This window comes from Vreelandella songnenensis (genome assembly GCF_003002925.1).
Lineage (GTDB): Bacteria > Pseudomonadota > Gammaproteobacteria > Pseudomonadales > Halomonadaceae > Vreelandella > Vreelandella songnenensis.
This window is the reverse complement of record NZ_PVTK01000011.1, coordinates 1-16648: the sequence shown is the minus strand read 5'-3', so window position 1 is coordinate 16648 and position 16648 is coordinate 1. Positions and strand designations below refer to the sequence as shown.

Annotated in this window: 15 protein-coding genes; 9 read left to right on the top strand and 6 right to left on the bottom strand. The window is 59.5% G+C overall.

From position 1 onward, the window contains the following. The first annotated feature begins 88 nt into the window (after positions 1-88). The 4 genes from B0H98_RS15170 to B0H98_RS15155 all read left to right on the top strand — a co-directional run bounded on the left by B0H98_RS15170 (position 89) and on the right by B0H98_RS15155 (position 2453). Positions 89-583 (top strand): super-infection exclusion protein B, encoded by a 495-nt coding sequence (locus B0H98_RS15170; protein ID WP_106375910.1) that lies wholly within the window; start codon positions 89-91, stop codon positions 581-583. Positions 584-696: 113 nt separating this feature from the next. Further along, the gene (locus B0H98_RS15165) at positions 697-1251 is read left to right on the top strand and encodes a hypothetical protein (protein WP_146130264.1); all 555 of its coding nucleotides are present in this window, start codon (positions 697-699) and stop codon (positions 1249-1251) included. Positions 1252-1681: 430 nt separating this feature from the next. After that, positions 1682-1957 carry a hypothetical protein gene (locus B0H98_RS15160; RefSeq protein ID WP_106375908.1) on the top strand — a complete coding sequence of 92 codons (276 nt, stop codon included), beginning with the start codon at positions 1682-1684 and terminating at the stop codon, positions 1955-1957. Between the two features lie 43 nt (positions 1958-2000). Further along, complete coding sequence (locus tag B0H98_RS15155) at positions 2001-2453, top strand: hypothetical protein (protein ID WP_146130263.1); 453 nt, start codon at positions 2001-2003, stop codon at positions 2451-2453. A gap of 185 nt (positions 2454-2638) precedes the next feature. Here B0H98_RS15155 and pgi read toward each other — a convergent pair whose 3' ends face one another. From pgi to ptsP, 4 genes are all read right to left on the bottom strand, one after another. Next, positions 2639-4300, bottom strand: coding sequence for a glucose-6-phosphate isomerase (pgi, locus tag B0H98_RS15150; RefSeq protein WP_106375973.1), 1662 nt, complete (start codon positions 4298-4300; stop codon positions 2639-2641). A 182-nt stretch (positions 4301-4482) separates the two neighbouring features. Further along, the gene (locus tag B0H98_RS15145; protein WP_106375906.1) at positions 4483-6219 is read right to left on the bottom strand and encodes a PTS fructose-like transporter subunit IIB; all 1737 of its coding nucleotides are present in this window, start codon (positions 6217-6219) and stop codon (positions 4483-4485) included. Continuing rightward, positions 6219-7184, bottom strand: coding sequence for a 1-phosphofructokinase (gene pfkB, locus B0H98_RS15140; RefSeq protein ID WP_106375905.1), 966 nt, complete (start codon positions 7182-7184; stop codon positions 6219-6221). The genes B0H98_RS15145 and pfkB overlap by 1 nt, the downstream gene beginning before the upstream one ends. After that, a complete protein-coding gene (gene ptsP / locus B0H98_RS15135; RefSeq protein ID WP_106375904.1) occupies positions 7184-10075 on the bottom strand; it encodes a phosphoenolpyruvate--protein phosphotransferase in 2892 nt (963 codons plus the stop codon). The genes pfkB and ptsP overlap by 1 nt, the downstream gene beginning before the upstream one ends. A 212-nt stretch (positions 10076-10287) precedes the next feature. Between ptsP and cra the strand changes: the two genes are divergently transcribed. Further along, the gene (cra, locus tag B0H98_RS15130) at positions 10288-11268 is read left to right on the top strand and encodes a catabolite repressor/activator (protein WP_106375903.1); all 981 of its coding nucleotides are present in this window, start codon (positions 10288-10290) and stop codon (positions 11266-11268) included. Here cra and B0H98_RS15125 read toward each other — a convergent pair. Further along, positions 11265-11738 (bottom strand): methylglyoxal synthase, encoded by a 474-nt coding sequence (locus B0H98_RS15125; protein ID WP_106375902.1) that lies wholly within the window; start codon positions 11736-11738, stop codon positions 11265-11267. The two genes, cra and B0H98_RS15125, sit on opposite strands and share 4 nt — an antisense overlap. Positions 11739-11740: 2 nt before the next feature. After that, positions 11741-13216: a pyruvate kinase gene (gene pyk, locus B0H98_RS15120; RefSeq protein WP_106375901.1), complete on the bottom strand. Its 1476-nt coding sequence runs from the start codon at positions 13214-13216 to the stop codon at positions 11741-11743. Positions 13217-13448: 232 nt separating this feature from the next. On the opposite strand from pyk, the gene gap reads away from it, so the two are divergent. The 4 genes from gap to B0H98_RS15100 all read left to right on the top strand — a co-directional run bounded on the left by gap (position 13449) and on the right by B0H98_RS15100 (position 16542). Continuing rightward, a complete protein-coding gene (gene gap / locus B0H98_RS15115) occupies positions 13449-14453 on the top strand; it encodes a type I glyceraldehyde-3-phosphate dehydrogenase (RefSeq protein WP_106375900.1) in 1005 nt (334 codons plus the stop codon). A gap of 178 nt (positions 14454-14631) precedes the next feature. Beyond that, positions 14632-15153, top strand: coding sequence for a DUF3455 domain-containing protein (locus tag B0H98_RS15110; protein WP_106375899.1), 522 nt, complete (start codon positions 14632-14634; stop codon positions 15151-15153). A gap of 112 nt (positions 15154-15265) precedes the next feature. Next, complete coding sequence (locus B0H98_RS15105; protein WP_106375898.1) at positions 15266-15829, top strand: sigma-70 family RNA polymerase sigma factor; 564 nt, start codon at positions 15266-15268, stop codon at positions 15827-15829. Next, positions 15826-16542 carry an anti-sigma factor gene (locus tag B0H98_RS15100; protein WP_106375897.1) on the top strand — a complete coding sequence of 239 codons (717 nt, stop codon included), beginning with the start codon at positions 15826-15828 and terminating at the stop codon, positions 16540-16542. Before B0H98_RS15105 ends, B0H98_RS15100 begins: the two co-directional genes overlap by 4 nt. Positions 16543-16648 lie beyond the last annotated feature (106 nt).

Genomic DNA, 16648 nt, shown 5'->3' with positions numbered 1-16648 from the left:
ACGGCGACGCCCACTACATTGCACCTTCGGCTCCATTGCGTGGGCGCGCATGCTGCAAGCGTTAGCGGTTTAGGGTAAGGGGTAACTATTGGATATCAGCAAAATTACCGATTGGTTGAAGCTTCCAACGAAAACCTTGGCTGCGCTTTGTTTTGTTGCGGCTATTCTTCTCTTCTCCAGTGCCGAGTTCCTTTCTACTGTCGGACTCTCTGATTTAGTAGAGACATACCGCGGCTACGTCGGTGGGGTGTTTTTAGTTACTCTTGCTCTGGTCGTCATGAATGCAGCTGCTACAACGTGGAAATTTCTTAAGCCTTGGGTTGTTCAAGCGTATTTGATTTGGCAGGGAAAGAAACGCCTTCGAGCTCTCACGCCAGAAGAAAAAGAGATACTTGCTTACTATATCCAGAATCAGACGAGGAGTCAGAGCTTAGATATAAAGAGCGGAACGGTAAATGCTCTTCAAAGAGATAAGGTAGTATTTCGAGGTAGCAACCTCGGAACTTATTACGGCTTCGATTTTGTAATCCAGCCATGGGCATGGGAACATCTAAATGACCACCCTGAACTTTTAGAGGAATGAGGTGTGCATTATTGTTACCGCTAACAATCGCAGGCGCGGCGACGGCTTTTCCATTGCGGCTTCTCCTCCATTTCAAAGCCGCGCATGCTGCGGGCGTTAGGATTATTCTGCATATGGAAAGTATCTTCAGATTCTTTGAAAGCTTATTTAAAAATTTCACGTGGGGGCGCTTCACATTTCTTATTTTCGCTCTAATAATGAGCGCAGGGAGTGTTGTTATCTATGAAGTGTACACAAACCACTTTAAACTTAATCGCATTAGCAGCGAACTGAAAATCATTGAATCTATCGTTGAGCTAGAGAAAAAAGTTGAATCCCTTCCGGAAGATTCTCCTAGCAAAAGGTATTTTGCGCGCCTTATGGCTGAAGCAGAGAGCACCTCGGTCAACTTCAGCTTTCAACCTGGATTCCCATCGAAAAAAATCGAACGAATATCTTATCAAAGTGCTCCTTGGGTGCTTCTTCTCATATTAATATTTTTTACGACATCAAGGGGTCGTGGCTCCGCTATTGCTGGAGTAACTGTAATAGCAGCTCCTTTTATTGTTCTCGGATACAATCTTCCAGAGCTTGAAAAAAATTGGATAATCAACTATTTATACCCTTGGGGAACACTAAGTTTGATTTTAATTTCAATAGTTGTCTGGCAAAATAGAAAGAAGTCCTAACAAGACCAATCACGGCGGCAGTTTTTTCGTTACCGGCTTCGCCTTCACTACAAAACTGCGCATGTTGGCGGCGTTAAGCCGCAAAAGGAAGGCCTGTGGATCGACCCAAAATGCTCCAAAATGAAGCAGCAAAAGAGGAGCGATTGTCTCAGATAACCAAACCTCATTTTTCGAATCTTACAGACTTTGTCTATGGTCTCCGGGACAGGATGGGGCCAGAGCCGCTGTAAACATTCCAGTTTTAGTGGCATCGTTAATAGAGTTTTACGAACGGCTAGACTTTAAATGCTGCGTTAAAACGCTATCTCAGTACTGGATGGAAGCGACTTGATAAAGTTTGTATAAAGCGTTAAGCGAATTGTACACAAGGCATTATTTTCTCATCTAAAATAAGCGCTAGGTGAAATTTTTAAGTAAAAACGAGGTTTGCATGACCAGAACGGGTAAATCGAGAAAAATGGCAGTACTGAATAGCGTCGGCAGTCTGTCTTTACTGAGTGCAGTGGTATATATGCTTTTCACGAGTTTAAATCTACCGGGACTGATTATTTCTGGTATTGCGCTTTCAGTTGTTGCCACACCTGTTATTATGCAAAGCGATGGTGTTATTGAAATCTTAGTAGGGCTTTTTGAAGCACTGTTTGAGGGGGCAATGACCATTGTAGAGGGCATTTTCAGCATTATATCTACATTATTCAATTGGTGATTTTATGGGTAAGTGGCCGCAGAGGATGCTAGGGGTCCTAGCCGTGAGTGGCGGGGGCATTGGTGCTATAGCTGCTTTTACAGTCATGGCCAGCAGTAACAATATATTCGATTGGTTATTTTGCGTGCTATTCATAGTGCTATACGGCTGGGGTATAGCGTGCGGAATCAGGCTCATCGAAGGGCATGCCAATGCGTTGAAATCAAATTTCATATTTTGGCTATGCCAGGTTCCTGCGTTTGCTTCACCGATAGCCGGATATTTCCTAGGATCTGGCCTTTATGTAACAGCCTGGATAAGACCGGGAACAATGGAAAGAGGATTTGATTTCGCTGTAGGTAGTGCTTTTAGATATTCTCTGCTTGAGCAGTATCAACCTTTAACGCTTGGTGTCAATTTGGTGGCCGTTGCTATTTGCATCTGGTTCTACGTGAAAATGCCTAAAACGGTAAAAAAACTCGATACCGTGAGAGCAGATATTGACAGCCAGCAATGACTTGATAAATACAGAGAAGCCGTAACGTAGGCCTGTACAGAGAGCGGAGCAGCGGATTCAGAGTACCGTGGTGGGTTAATGGCGCAGCAGCCTGATGCCAAACGATACTGTTCAAGCACAAAACGCCCTGGCATAAGCCAAGGCGTTTCAGGTAAGGCATAGAAGAGTAGTGATACTGGTTCAGCCTATCTTCTCTTCTTTCCCGCCTTCTTACCGCTTTCAGCCTGACCATCCTCTTCAGCACCGCCACTTGGAAAATGCCCTCGCACCAGCTCCAGAAGCCCTTGGGTCGAGGCATCAAAATCCGCCGCATTGGTATCAATACGCTCGCTGATTTCACCGGCAATACGCTTGCCAAGCTGTACGCCCCACTGGTCGAACGAGTTGATGTTCCAGATCACGCCCTGAACGAACACCTTGTGCTCGTAGAGGGCGATCAGCGCGCCGAGATTTTTGGGTGTGAGTTCGTCGAGCAGTAGGGTACTTGACGGGCGGTTGCCGGGGCAGCTGTAGGGGTCGTGCTGGCTGAGTTCCTTGCTGTCGCCCTGGCTGCCTTCCATGAAGGCGTTGGCCTGGGCGAGCATGTTGGTGAGCAGCGCGAAGTGGTGGTCTTCCACGCCGGGCTCGGGCTTGAGCGAGGCGATGAAGTCGATGGGCACGTAGCGCGTGCCCTGGTGCAGCAGTTGAAAAAACGCGTGCTGGCCGTTGGAGCCGGTCTGGCCCCAGACGATCGGGCCGGTCTTGTAGTTGACCGGGTGGCCGAAGATGTCCACCGACTTGCCGTTGGATTCCATGTCCAGCTGCTGCAGAAACGACGGCAGCTGGTTGAGCGCCTGATCGTAAGGCACGATGGCCTGGGTCTCGGCGCCGATGAAGTTGATGTACCAGATGCCGATCAGCGCCATCAGCACCGGCATGTTCTGGGAGAAGGGCGCCTCGATGAAGTGGCGGTCCATCTCGTGGGCGCCTTCCAGCAGCTCGATGAAGCCCTCGAAACCAATCGAAAGCGCAATCGGCAGGCCAATCGATGACCACATGGAGTAGCGCCCGCCCACCCAGGCCCAGAACTCGAACACGTTCTCTTCGCGAATGCCGAATTCCATCGCTGCTTTGCGGTTGGTGGAAGCCGCAATGAAGTGCGCACCCACATCCGCATCTTCACCGGCGTTTTCCAGGAACCAGCGCCGGGCTGTCTTGGCGTTCAGCAGCGTCTCTTGGGTGGAGAAGGTCTTGGTCGAGACGATGAACAGCGTGGTCGCCGGGTCCAGGCGCGACAGTACCTTCTGAATATGCGTGCCGTCGACGTTGGAGACGAAGTGGAAGTGCAGCTCCGGATGGCGGTATTTCAAGAGCGCACGCACCGCCATGTTGGGCCCCAGGTCCGAGCCACCAATACCGATATTCACCACGTCCTTGATGCGCTTGCCGCTGTAGCCTTTCCACTCGCCGCTGCGCACCGCCTCGGAAAACGCCTTGATCTGCTCGCGGGTGCGGGTGATCTCCGGCATCACGTCGTCGCCATCCACGTATACCGGCTCATCGCCCAGGTTTCTGAGCGCTGTGTGCAGTACCGGGCGATTCTCGGTGACATTGATGATGTCGCCGGAGAACATCTGCGCGCGGCGCTGCACCAGTGCGGAGTGGTCGGCAAGTTCGATCAGCTTGGTCAGCACCTCGTCGGACACGTGGTGCTTGGAGTAGTCCAGAAACAGGCCGCCCACCCGCAGGCTCATGTTGTCAAAACGCTGCGGGTCGGCGGTGAAGTAGTCACGGATGCGGTCGTTATGGGTCTTGTCGCGCAGACGTTCGAGGGCCTGCCAGGTGACGCTTCGGGTAAGCTGGAACATGAGGTGAATTTCCTTGTCGATGAGGCAGTTGGAGCTTTCGCCTTTACTCTGTTTATTGTGTAAAAATACTACATAAAGCGCCTTCAGGAACAACCGCTGAGCATAAAAAAAGCGCCTTCGACGTAATAAAACGGTGCAAAAGGCGCTTTTCTGGGGTGGCCGGTATCACGCCGGCCTGTGGGTCAGCTGGTCACGGCCACCTGGGTGGCACCGCGTTTGATGAAGGCGTAGCTCAGGCCGGTAATCAGCGAGCCCGCCACGATCGCGCCCAGGTAAAGCAGTGCAGGGGTGATCGCATTGGGAATCAGCAGCACGAAGATACCGCCGTGGGGCGCCATCAGCTTTGCACCCACCAGCATCGAGAGCGCCCCCGTCACCGCACCGCCAGCGATGCAGCAGGGAATCACGCGCAGCGGGTCCTTGGCGGCAAACGGAATGGCGCCTTCGCTGATGAAGCAAAGCCCCAGCACGAAAGAGGCCTTGCCCGCTTCGCGCTCGGGTTCGGAGTACTTGTAGCGCGCGGCGAAACTTGCGATGCCCATGCCGATAGCGGGCACCATGCCCGCGGCCATGATCGCCGCCATGGGGCCGTAGGTTTCCGAGGCCAGAAGGCCGACGCCAAAGGTGTAGGCCGCCTTGTTGATCGGCCCGCCCAGGTCGAAGCACATCATCGCGCCAAGCAGAATGCCCAGCAGCACGGCGTTGGTGGAGTCCATCGAGGCCAGGAAGCTGGTCAGTGCGCTCAACAGCGCCGCGACCGGTTCGCCCACCACGTAGATCATCACAAGCCCGGTGACCAGACTGGCGATCAGCGGAATGATCAGGATCGGCTTGAGTGACTCGACACTCGAAGGCAGCTTCACATGGCGGGCGATGCCCAGCGCCACGTAGCCGGCCAGAAAACCCGCCAGAATACCGCCGATGAACCCGGAGCCGATGTTGGCCGCGAGCATGCCGCCAATCATGCCTGGCGCGATGCCCGGGCGGTCGGCAATCGAGTAGGCGATGTAGCCCGCCAGTACCGGAATCATCAGCGCGAAGGCGGTGCCGCCACCAATCTGCATGAGGGCGGCGGCAAGCGTGCCTTCCTGCTCGAAGGCTTCGATGCCGAACATGAACGAAAGCGCGATCAGAAGCCCGCCCGCCACTACCATGGGCAGCATGAACGACACCCCGGTGAGCAGGTGCTTGTAGACGCCTTTCTCTTTCAGGCTCTTGCCCTCGCTTGAAGAGGTGCTGGCAGCGCTGCCGCTCTCGACGCTGGCCTGGGCCAGGGCGTTTTCGATGGTTGCCCGGGATTTCTTCAGTGCGGTGCCCGTCGAGGTGCGATACACCCGCTTGCCCGCGAAGCGGGTCGGGTCGACTTCGATATCGCAGGCGAGAATCACCACGTCCGCCGCCTTGATCTCCTCATCGGTGAGCTTGTCCTGCGCGCCCACCGAGCCCTGGGTTTCCACGCGAATCGAATGGCCCAGCGCCTTGCCTGCATCTGCCAGCGCTTCTGCGGCCATGAAGGTGTGGGCTACGCCGGTCGGGCAGGCGGTGACGGCGACGATGGTCTGCTGGCCGGGGCTTGCCGTTACGCTGGTCGGGGTGGTTTCCGGCGGCGTGTAAAGCGGCGCCTCGCGCTTGGCGGTGGCCAGAAAGGCTTCCGGGTCGGGCAGCGCCTGGGAAATAGGGGCCTGGTAGAGGCGCTTGCCGGTAAAACGCTCGGGGGCGGGCACCTGCTCCGCCGCCACGACAATAAGGTCGGCCGTCTGGATCTGTTCGGCGCTGGCGGCCTCAAGCGGGGCCAGCTCGCCGTGCATTTCCACATGAACCTTCCAGCCCTGGCGCATGGCTGCCTGCTCCAGGCGCTTGGCGGCAAGGAAGGTGGTGGCCATGCCGCTGGGGCAGGCGGTAATCAGAATAACGTTCATCAAAGAGCTCCCTCGGTGTGGCTTGCGTGCAGGTGCTGTACCCGAGTGCGTTGTAGGAGTAAGGAAAAATCATCGGCCCGGGCGTTACCCACGCCCACATGGCGGACGGATTCGGCGGAAAGGGCCGTTGCAAAGCGCAGCGTCTGTTCTTCGCTCTCACCCGACAGCAGGCCGTGCAGCATGCCAGCCACAAAGGTGTCACCGGCGCCCACGGTGTTGACCGCTTGAACCTTTGGCGGCGTTGCCTGCCACGCCCCTTGGGCATTGACCCAGATGACCCCGTCGGCGCCGGCGGAAAGCAGCGCCTGGCGAACCCCCGCCTGATGCAGCCGCGTGGTGGCGCTCAACCGGCTTTGATGGCTTTCAAGTGGGTCACCCGCCCAGTCGGCAAGCTCGACCTCGTTGGGCTTGACCGCCTCCGGGGCGATGTCGATGGCGCGCAGCAGGGCGTCACCGCTGGTATCCACCCAAAGCGCCACGCCGGTGGCCTTCAGGCGGGCAAGCCATTCGCCGAAAGCCGTTACATCAAGCCCTGGCGGCAGGCTGCCTGCCACCAGAACGGCATCTGCCGGGGTATCCGCCAGCTGCTTCTCAAGTGTTTCGAGCAGGCTTGCCACCTGGGCCGCATCGACCGCGATACCGGGCCCGTTGATGTCGGTGACACGGCCGCTCTTTTCGGCCAGCTTGGCATTGATGCGCGTTTCGCCAGGTACGCGCAGGAAGGCATCGGTCACGCCCATGTGCTGAAAGGCGCGTTGGAAAGGGCCATCGTTATCGCCCCCCAGGAAGCCGCTGACCACCACGTCGTGGCCGAGCGCTGCCAGCACCCGCGCCACGTTGACGCCCTTGCCGGCGGCTTCCAGCTGAGCGTGCTGCGGACGATTGACCGCCCCCAGCGTCAGCGTTTCAAGTGCGAACGCCAGGTCCAGCGCCGGGTTCAAGGTAATACACACCACGCGGGCCATCAGCGGGCCTCCAGCGCATCGCGCACATCGATACTGGTGGCCTGTTCAAGCGCCAACTGAGCGCTGGCCTGGGCATCCGCCAGGTCGAACTCGCGCAGGCGCGCCTTCACCAGCGGAATCTGCCGTGCGCTGACGGAAAGCTCGTCGACGCCAAGGCCTACCAGCACCGGGATGGCGGCGGAGTCGGAGGCTAGCTCCCCGCAAACGCCTACCCACTTGCCCTTGGCGTGGGCAGCCTCGACGGTCATCTGGATCAAGCGCAGTACCGCCGGGTGCAGGCCATCGGCCTGAGCGGAAAGCTCCGGGTGGCCGCGATCGATGGCCAGGGTGTACTGGGTCAGGTCGTTGGTGCCGATGGAGAAGAAGTCCACCTCGGCGGCAAGGGTCGGGGCCAGCAGGGCGCTGGAGGGAATCTCGATCATCACCCCGAGCTGCACATCGGTTGCCCGCTCCTCAAGGGGAATCTCGGCCAGTAGGCGGTCAAAGATCGCCTTGGCGGCGCGGAACTCGGCCACGTCCTTGACCATGGGCAGCATGATGCGCAGTGGCCGGGCACTTGCGCCGGCAACCGGGGCAGCGGCCATCAACAGCGCGCGCAGCTGGGTTTCCAGCACCTCGGGCTCGGTCAGCGCCAGGCGGATACCGCGCAGGCCGAGAAACGGGTTGTCCTCCTTGGGCACAGGCCAGTAGGGCAGCGGCTTGTCGCCGCCCACATCCAGCGTACGCGCCACCAGCGGCCGCCCGTTCAGGGCCTCTATCGCCTGACGATACTCGGCGGTTTGCGTGGAAAGATCCGGGGCGCTCGAGTGCGCCATGAACAGAAACTCGGTGCGCAGCAGGCCAACGCCCTCGGCACCGCGCTCTACAGCGTCTTCGGCGTGGGCGGTGTTGCCCAGGTTGGCGGCCACTTCGACCGGGTGGCCATCACGGGTCTGGGCGGCTTCGAAACGCCGCGCCCAGGCATCCGCTTCGCGGGTCTGCAGGTCCAGAAGATTCTGTTCGGCGCGCTTCAGGCGCTCCTCGGAAGGCGAGGGAATGACCCGGCCACGCTCGCCATCCAGAATCATCAGGCTTGCGTTATTGAGCGCCATCACCGCCTTTCCAGCACCCACCACCGCGGGAATGCCCAGCGCGCGGGCCAGGATGGCGCTGTGCGCCGTGGCGCCGCCGCGCTCGGTCAGAAGGCCGCGCACCCGCGAGGTGTCCAGGCGAGCCACGTCCGACGGGCCAATGTCGTCCATCACCAGAATGTAGGGGTGATCCGGCGGCTCGGGCAGCGTGACGTCACACAAGATGCTGAGCACCCGGCGGCCGACATCGCGCAGGTCGGCGGCGCGCTCGGCCAGCAGCCTGTCGGCCAGCATCTCCTGGGCATGGGCGGCGGTTTCGATGGCATCCCACCAGGCAGCCTCTGCCGAGCGACCTTCACGAATGGCATCTTCGGCGGCGCGATGCAGCTCCGGATCGTCGAGCATCTCTTCGTGCATGGAGAGAATATCGGCCACTTCGCCGCCCGGGGCGTTGCGCACCAGCGCTTCAAGCTGCGCGATACCTTCCTGAATGGCATTGTGCAGGCGGCCGAGTTCGCGGTCCGGGTTATCGGCATGCTCGGCGTAGTCAAACTGCTGAGGGCGAATCACGAAGACCGGACCGATCGCCAGGCCCGGCGATGCGGCAATGGCGGTATGCGGTGTGTCCGCGGCCAGCGGTTCAATCGCCGGTTCCTGGGCGGTTTGTCGGGGCGCCAGGCGCTCGCGGCCACTATCAAAAGGCGTGACCTTTTCACCCAGGCCGCTCTCGATGGCCTTGGCGATTTCGCCAAGCGCCTGCGGGGCCTGGCTGCCCTCGCCGGAGAGTGTAAGCCACTGGCCGCGCCGCGCGCCCAGGCCAATCACCTTGGTCAGGCTGGCCGCAGAAACGCTGACCGGACTGCCTTCTTCCAGGCGTATGTTGATCGCCACCGGCTGAGCGCGCGCCACCTGGGCAAGCTGCTTGGCCGGGCGGGCGTGCAGGCCGTGAGGGTTGAGCACGCGCACGCGCAGGGTATGGGTATTGGCGGTTTCGCCGGCAAGCCTTGCCAGCACCTGCGAAGCCGACGCCCCCAGCAGCGCCTGGCTGTCGCCGTTTTCAAGCATAGCCTGAAGCTGTTCGAGAAGCGGGCGGTGGGCATCATTCTGGGCGGCCAGGCAGAACAGGCCATGAAGCGCGTGGCCGTCCTCTTTCAGGTGTTCATCAAAAGGGGTCGCCACGCCGAGAGCGGGCTGCTCGACGCCGCGTGCGCTGCTGACAAGCCAGAAACCCTCGCCAAGCCACACCGGCGGCGTGGCAGCGATATCGGCAATGAAGCGATTATCCACACAGCCACTCTGGCGAAGCCGGGCGGCGGCGGCCAGGGCGAGTTCCTGGGCGCTCTGCGCTGGAAATTGCAGGCACAGGGTGTCGCCATCAAGCTTGGGCGTCGCCACGCTCCTGGAGAGCAGGCGCGCCACTTCCTGCGCCGAGGCGGCCGCGGCCAGGGCATCCGCCACGCCGTCGCGGTCCAGTACGTGGGTCAGGGCGCGCAGGATATCAAGGTGTTCATCGTTTTGCGCGGCAATGGTGACCAGCACAAAAACGCGCTGGCCGTCGTGCCACTCGATGCCTTCTGGAAATTGCAGGACGCGCACGCCGGTTTTCATGACGTGCCGGCGACTTTCCGGCGTGCCGTGGGGAATGGCAATGCCGTTGCCAAGATAGGTCGACGACTGCGCTTCACGGGCATGCAGGCCATCACGGTAGTCAGGTTCGACCAGCCCCGCATCAGCCAGCACCCGGGCGGCATCATCCAGCGCCGCTTGCCAGCTGTCCGCCTGGCGGCCGAGCAAGATGTCGTTTGAGCCCAGTGTGAGCATGCAATTCTCCTGTAAAGACGAGTCCGTTAACGGCCCGGCAGTAACAAACATAGGTGATCAAGCGCCGAGCTTTCGGGATTGAACGAGGCCCGTAGTATATGGTGATAATGCTGAAACGATTCACCTAAAGGCACAAGGGGTGTGTTTTTAGACTTTGGTAGGGGCGGAGTCAAGGCGCTGGTACACTGTAAGGGCTTAATTAGGGGAAAAACATGACACTTGCCGATATTGCCCGGCTGGCAGGCGTTTCACGCACAACGGCCAGTTACGTCATCAATGGACAGGCACAGCAGCGGCGCATCAGCTCGGCCACCATCGAGAAAGTCATGGCGGTGGTGGCCGAACATCAATATCAGATAGACCCCCAGGCAGCGGCGCTGCGCCGCGGGGCAAGCCGACTGCTGGGGCTGATAGTGCCGGACCTTGAAAACGCAAGCTATGCCCGTCTGGCCAAGCGGCTGGAGCGCGGCGCGCGCGAACAGGGCTATCGGCTGTTGATCGTAAGTTCGGATGACTGCGCGCCAAGTGAGCGTGCCCTGGCGCTGGCGCTGCGTGCCCAGCGCTGCGAGGCGCTGATCACCGCCAGCTGTCTGGCCGATAATGACCCCTTCTATACTGATCTAGTCAACGATGGCTGGGCGGTCGTCGGCATGGACCGGGGGCTTGATCGCCAGCGCTTTGCCAGCGTGGTCAGCGATGACCGCGCCGCCGCCGAGCAGCTGACGCGGTCGGTACTGTGCGAAGGCACACGCCGCGTGGCGTGGCTGGATGCCATGCCCACGCTCTCAATCAGCCGCGAGCGCCGCGCCGGGTTTCAGGCGGCGCTTGCGGCACATCACATCGAACCTGTCTATTTAAGCGGCGCGCGCTATGAGCGGGAGGAAGCCGTGCGTCTGACGCATCAGCTTTTGGATGAGAAAGCGCCGGTGGATGCACTGGTGACGGCGTCCTACACCTTGATGGAGGGAGTTTTCGATGCGCTTCTAGCCCGTGGAGGGCTTTCCAATCGGTTCAGGCTGGCAACCTTTGGCGATCACCGCCTGCTGGATTTCCTGCCCCAGCCGGTGAACTCGGCCTTTCAGGATTACGACCTCATGGCGGCGCTGACCCTGCAAAGTGCACTGGAGGCTGCCCGAGGTGGTTCCGGCACCGGGCAGCAGGTGGTCAAACGCCATCTATGCAAACGTGGCTAGACTCTGGCGCTGGCCCAGGCGGCGGCATCCGGAATCGACATATCGTAGCGCTCGCTGATAAAGGGCGAGGAGAGCAGAAAGTCGGCGCTGGCGGCGTTGCAGGCTACCGGCACGTTCCACAGCGCGGCCAGGCGCAGCAGGGCTTTCACATCCGGATCGTGGGGCTGCGGGGCGAAGGGGTCCCAGAAGAATACCAGCACGTCGAGCCGCTGCTCGGCGATGCGCGCGCCAATCTGTTGATCCCCACCCAGCGGCCCGCTCATCAGGCCTTCAACGGTCAGCCCCAGCTGTTGGGTCAGGCGCGCAGCGGTCGTGCCCGTACCCATCAGCTGGTGCTGGCCAAGCGTTGACTGCCAGCGTTCGGCCCACTCCAGAAGCTCCTGCTTCTTGCCGTCGTGAGCAATCAGCGCAATGCGCTTCTGGGCGGGCAGGGTACGTGGCACCTGGCGGGGCGGTCGAGCATCAGTCATGGTCATTCTCCGGATTCTTCTTCGATGGCGATGATTTTCATCGTATTCGTGCCGCCGTGGGCATTCATGTGATCGCCGCGAGTCAGAATGATATGCCCACCCGGGCGCGCCAGGCCATACGCTTTAAGTAGTTTCAGCGCCTGCTCATTCACCTCGGCAGGTGCCATGTGGGTGGTATCGAAAGGCAGTGATACCACGCCGCGGTAAAGCGCCATACGGCGTTGCGCCACCGGGCTATGGGCCAGGCCCACGATCGGCAGGCCCGAACGAATGCGCGAGGCAATCAGCGGGGTATAGCCTGTTGAGGTCATGCAGGCGATGGCGCTGACACCGGTCAGATGATTGGCGGCGTACATGGCGGAGAGGGCGATGGTTTCATCCATGCGCTCGAAGCCTTCGTGCATGCGGTGGCCTGACGACTGTGCAAGGCGCTCGCGCTCGGCGCCCAGGCACACCCTGGCCATGGCTTCGACGGTTTCCACCGGAAATTCGCCCGCGGCGGTTTCGGCGGAAAGCATCACCGCATCCGTGGCATCCAGCACGGCGTTGGCCACGTCGAAGACTTCTGCCCGCGTGGGCAAGGGCGACTCGATCATCGACTCCATCATTTGCGTGGCGGTAATTACCGCGCGATTGAGCGTGCGGGCGTGCTTGATGATACGTTTCTGCGTGCCGATCAGCGCCTCATCGCCAATCTCCACGCCCAGATCACCCCGGGCCACCATGACCGCCTCGGAGGCCACGATGATGCCGTCCAGCGTTTCATCATCGGCCACGGCTTCGGCGCGTTCGAGCTTGGCGACAAGACCAATCTCCTTGCCCTCTTCACCCAGCAGTGCGCGGGCCTCCTGCATGTCTGCCGCGCTGCGCGGGAAAGAGACCGCCAGATAATCGACGCCGATGTCCACGGCGGTCTTCAAATCCGCCTTGTCCTTTTCGGTCAGCGCCGGAGCAGAGAGGCCGCCACCCTGCTTGTTGATGCCCTTGTTGTTGGAAAGCTTACCGCCTACATGAACCCGGGTATGGACTTCCTGGCCGCTGATCGACACTACATCCAGTACTACCCGGCCATCATCGAGCAGCAGGCGGTCGCCGGGGATAACGTCATCGGCAAGCGAGGGGTAGTCGCAGCCGACGCGCTCACGGTTACCCGCCTGACTATCCAGCGCCATATCCAGAATGAATGCTTGTCCGACCTCAAGCTCGATGGGCCCTTCGGCAAAGCGGGCGATACGGATCTTCGGCCCCTGCAAGTCGCCGAGTGCGGCGACGCACTTGCCCAGGCGCTCGGCAATTTCACGCACGTGGCGCAAGCGGCGGCGGTGATCGTCTGCAGAACCGTGGGAGAAGTTGAGCCGCACTACATCGACGCCGGCGCTGATCATGGCTTCCAGCACACCCGGGCGGTCGCTGGCAGGGCCGAGTGTGGCTACAATTTTGGTGCGACGAAGCGGCAGGGCCGAGGTAGTCGGGGTCATCAGAAGGTTCTCCTTGATAGGGACGTTTTAAGCTTGCAGGCGGGTTGAATTGCCACCGGCGGGTATAGACGTCTATGATGATAATATAGTAATTTTACTACAAATAGGTTGATTAATAGCCAGCGGGGAGTCGTTTTTAGGCATGATTTCCCCTATAAAAAGCTCATAGGGCATCTTTTAGGTAATTTTTTTACTGAAATGAAGCCATCCACCCCCAGCTTGAGGTGTCAGCATGACGATCAGAGTTGCTATTAACGGGTTTGGCCGGATCGGTCGTAACGTACTGCGCGCGCTGTATGAAAACCGCTATCGCGAGCAGCTTCAGGTAGTGGCCATCAATGATCTGGGGGACCCGTCATTGAACGCGCACCTGCTGCGCCACGACAGTGTTCACGGCCATTTTCCGTTTTCCGTGGAGCACGATGAGCACAGCATGACCGTGGACGGTGACAAGATTGCCATCTCTTCCGAGCGGGACCCGGCCAATCTGCCCTGGGCATCGCTCAAGGTGGATCTGGTAATGGAGTGCACCGGACTTTTCACCAAGCGTGAAGCCGCGGCCAAGCATCTTTCAGCGGGCGCTGCCCAAGTACTGATTTCCGCGCCCAGCCCGGATGCCGATGCCACCATCGTATTTGGGGTAAATGAGCATATCCTCACCGCCGAACACCAGGTGGTCTCCAACGCCTCGTGCACCACCAACTGCCTGGCGCCGGTGGCCAAGGCGCTCAACGATGCGGTGGGTATCGAAAACGGCTTGATGACCACGGTTCACGCCTATACCAACGATCAGAATCTTTCCGACGTATATCACTCGGACCCGTACCGCGCGCGCAGCGCGACCCAGTCGATGATTCCGACCAAGACCGGCGCCGCCGCCGCGGTGGGCCTGGTGCTGCCCGAGCTCGACGGCAAGCTGGATGGGTTGGCGGTGCGCGTGCCGGTGATCAATGTCTCGCTGGTGGATCTGACCTTTACCGCCGGCCGCGACACCAGCAAGGAAGAGATCAACAAGATCGTCGAGCAGGCCGCCGCCAATTCGAAAGTTCTGGCCGTGAATGCCCAGCCTCTGGTATCCATCGATTTCAACCACGATGCGCACTCGTCCACCTTTGATGCCAACCACACCCGCGTCAACGGTCGCCTGGTGAAAGTGATGGCCTGGTACGACAACGAGTGGGGCTTCTCCAATCGCATGCTGGATACCGCACTCGCCATGCAGGATGCCGCCAAGTAGGTATAGCGCAAGCTGTTGAAAACGTTCGGCCAGGAAGCCACGGATTCGTCCGTGGCTTTTTTTGCATCAAAAAAATATGTTTTTTTCGTCCTGGCTGCATCCAAACGCATCTCTTGCGGGTATTACTTATACAGTCGCCATCAAAGGCGGCTGACAATAATCCTTTAGGAGACTGAACATGACCCTTAATCATCTAACGCGTACTGCTTTGGCCGCCGCTGTGATCGCATCCTTCAGTCATGCCGCTCTGGCCGATGTGCCGGCGGATGTCCAGGTACCGGACGGCAATACCGTAGCGCTTGAAACCGTTGGTGTCGGCGCGATTACCTATATGTGTGAAACCAATGATTCTGGCGATGTAGCCTGGGTATTCAAAGGTCCGGCGGCAGCGCTGAACGATGGCGAAGGCGCACAGGTAGGCAGCTACTATGGCCCGCCCGCTACCTGGGAAGCGTTTGACGGCTCCAAGATTACCGGTACACAGCTTGCCACTGCCGCCAACGGCGATGGCAACATTCCGCTTCAACTGGTCGAAGCCAACCCGGCTGAAGGCGAAGGTGCCATGACCGGCGTTACCTACATTCAGCGTCTGAACACCGAAGGCGGTGTGGCACCGGACGCACCTTGTGATGCCGACCACGAAGGCGCTACTTCGGTTGTGACGTACCAGGCGGACTACATTTTCTGGACGGCCGAGTAAGCGTTAAAAAGTTAATTTAAGTTACGCTAGGGGCTCGTGCCCGGTGCCCCTAGCAGCTATGCTCTTTGAACATGCGTTAAACGGTACCGACGCGTCGCCAGGGAGCCTAGGTGTGACAGACGTAACCCATGAATTTGACCATGCCGCCGTGCTTGAACGTTGCGCACGCGGTGAACACGACGCACTGCATCAGCTCTACCTGCAGGAGGGGGGAGCGTTACTGGGCGTTGTGATGAGAATCGTCAAGGATCGCGGCATGGCGGAAGACATCGTTCATGACGCCTGCTTGAACATCTGGCAGCGAGCCGACAGTTTCGACCCCGCCAAGGGCTCGGCGCGTACCTGGATTTTCAGCGTGGCCCGCCATCTTGCCCTGAACGCGATTCGCTACCGTGATCGTGAAATCAATGTCGATCACAGTGACCCTGCCGAATTCGAGCACGATGAGACGTTTCAGCACGCTTTACGTATTGAAGAGGCCTTTGATTGGCAAACGGGCCAGCGTATGGATACCTGTCTGGAAGAGCTTGAAACTGAACGACGCAACTGCATACTCCACGCCTATGTAGACGGCTTGAGCCATGCGGAAATAGCCGCGCATACAGGCGCGCCGCTGGGGACCGTCAAAGCCTGGATCAAACGCAGCCTGCTACGTCTACGGGAGTGCATGGCATGAGTGTTTCTGACCAGCATGGCGATGACCACACCCTGGCCGGCGAGTATGTTCTGGGCACGCTTTCGCCCAGTGAGCGTCAAGCCGTTGAGGCGCGCCTGACCCACGATGAAGCGCTACAAGAAGCGGTCATGTCCTGGGAGGAGCGTTTTGCCCCCTATACCGCTCTGGCAACGCCTGTTCCCCCTTCTGAATTTCTATGGCCGCGCATCAAGCGCAGCCTGAGTGCCCAGGCACCCGCTCATCGCCCTGAAAAGGCGGTACCTGAGCAGCGGCGCCTTATCAACAGCCTGCCGGTATGGCGCGGTGTTGCTGGGTTGGGCCTTGCCGCTGCGCTGGTCATGGCCATCATGCTGGCCCGGCCGCCGGCAACGCCCACGCCGGAATACATGGTGGTACTGCTGGCACCGCAGAGCCAGTCTGCGGGCTGGGTAGTTCAAGCCTCTTCACGTCAGCGCATACAACTGATACCGCTGGGAACGTTCGAAGTACCGGAAGGCAAGGCGCTGGAGTTCTGGACCAAGGCCGATGACTGGCAGGCTCCGGTGTCGCTTGGCCTGGTGGCGCCGGGCGAGCCAATCAGTGTCGATCTTGATGCGCTGCCGCCGCTTGAAGACAACCAGCTTTTCGAGCTGACGCTGGAAGAGGCGAGCGGTTCGGCCACCGGCCTGCCCACCGGGCCTATCGAGTTTATCGGTCGGGCGGTGGAAATCTAGGCAGCTAAAAGGCTCCTAAAAGAACGTCAGGCCGACCTGGAACAGACGCTCCACATCGCGGATGCGGCGCTTGTCGATCACGAACAGGATCACGTGATCGCCGCTC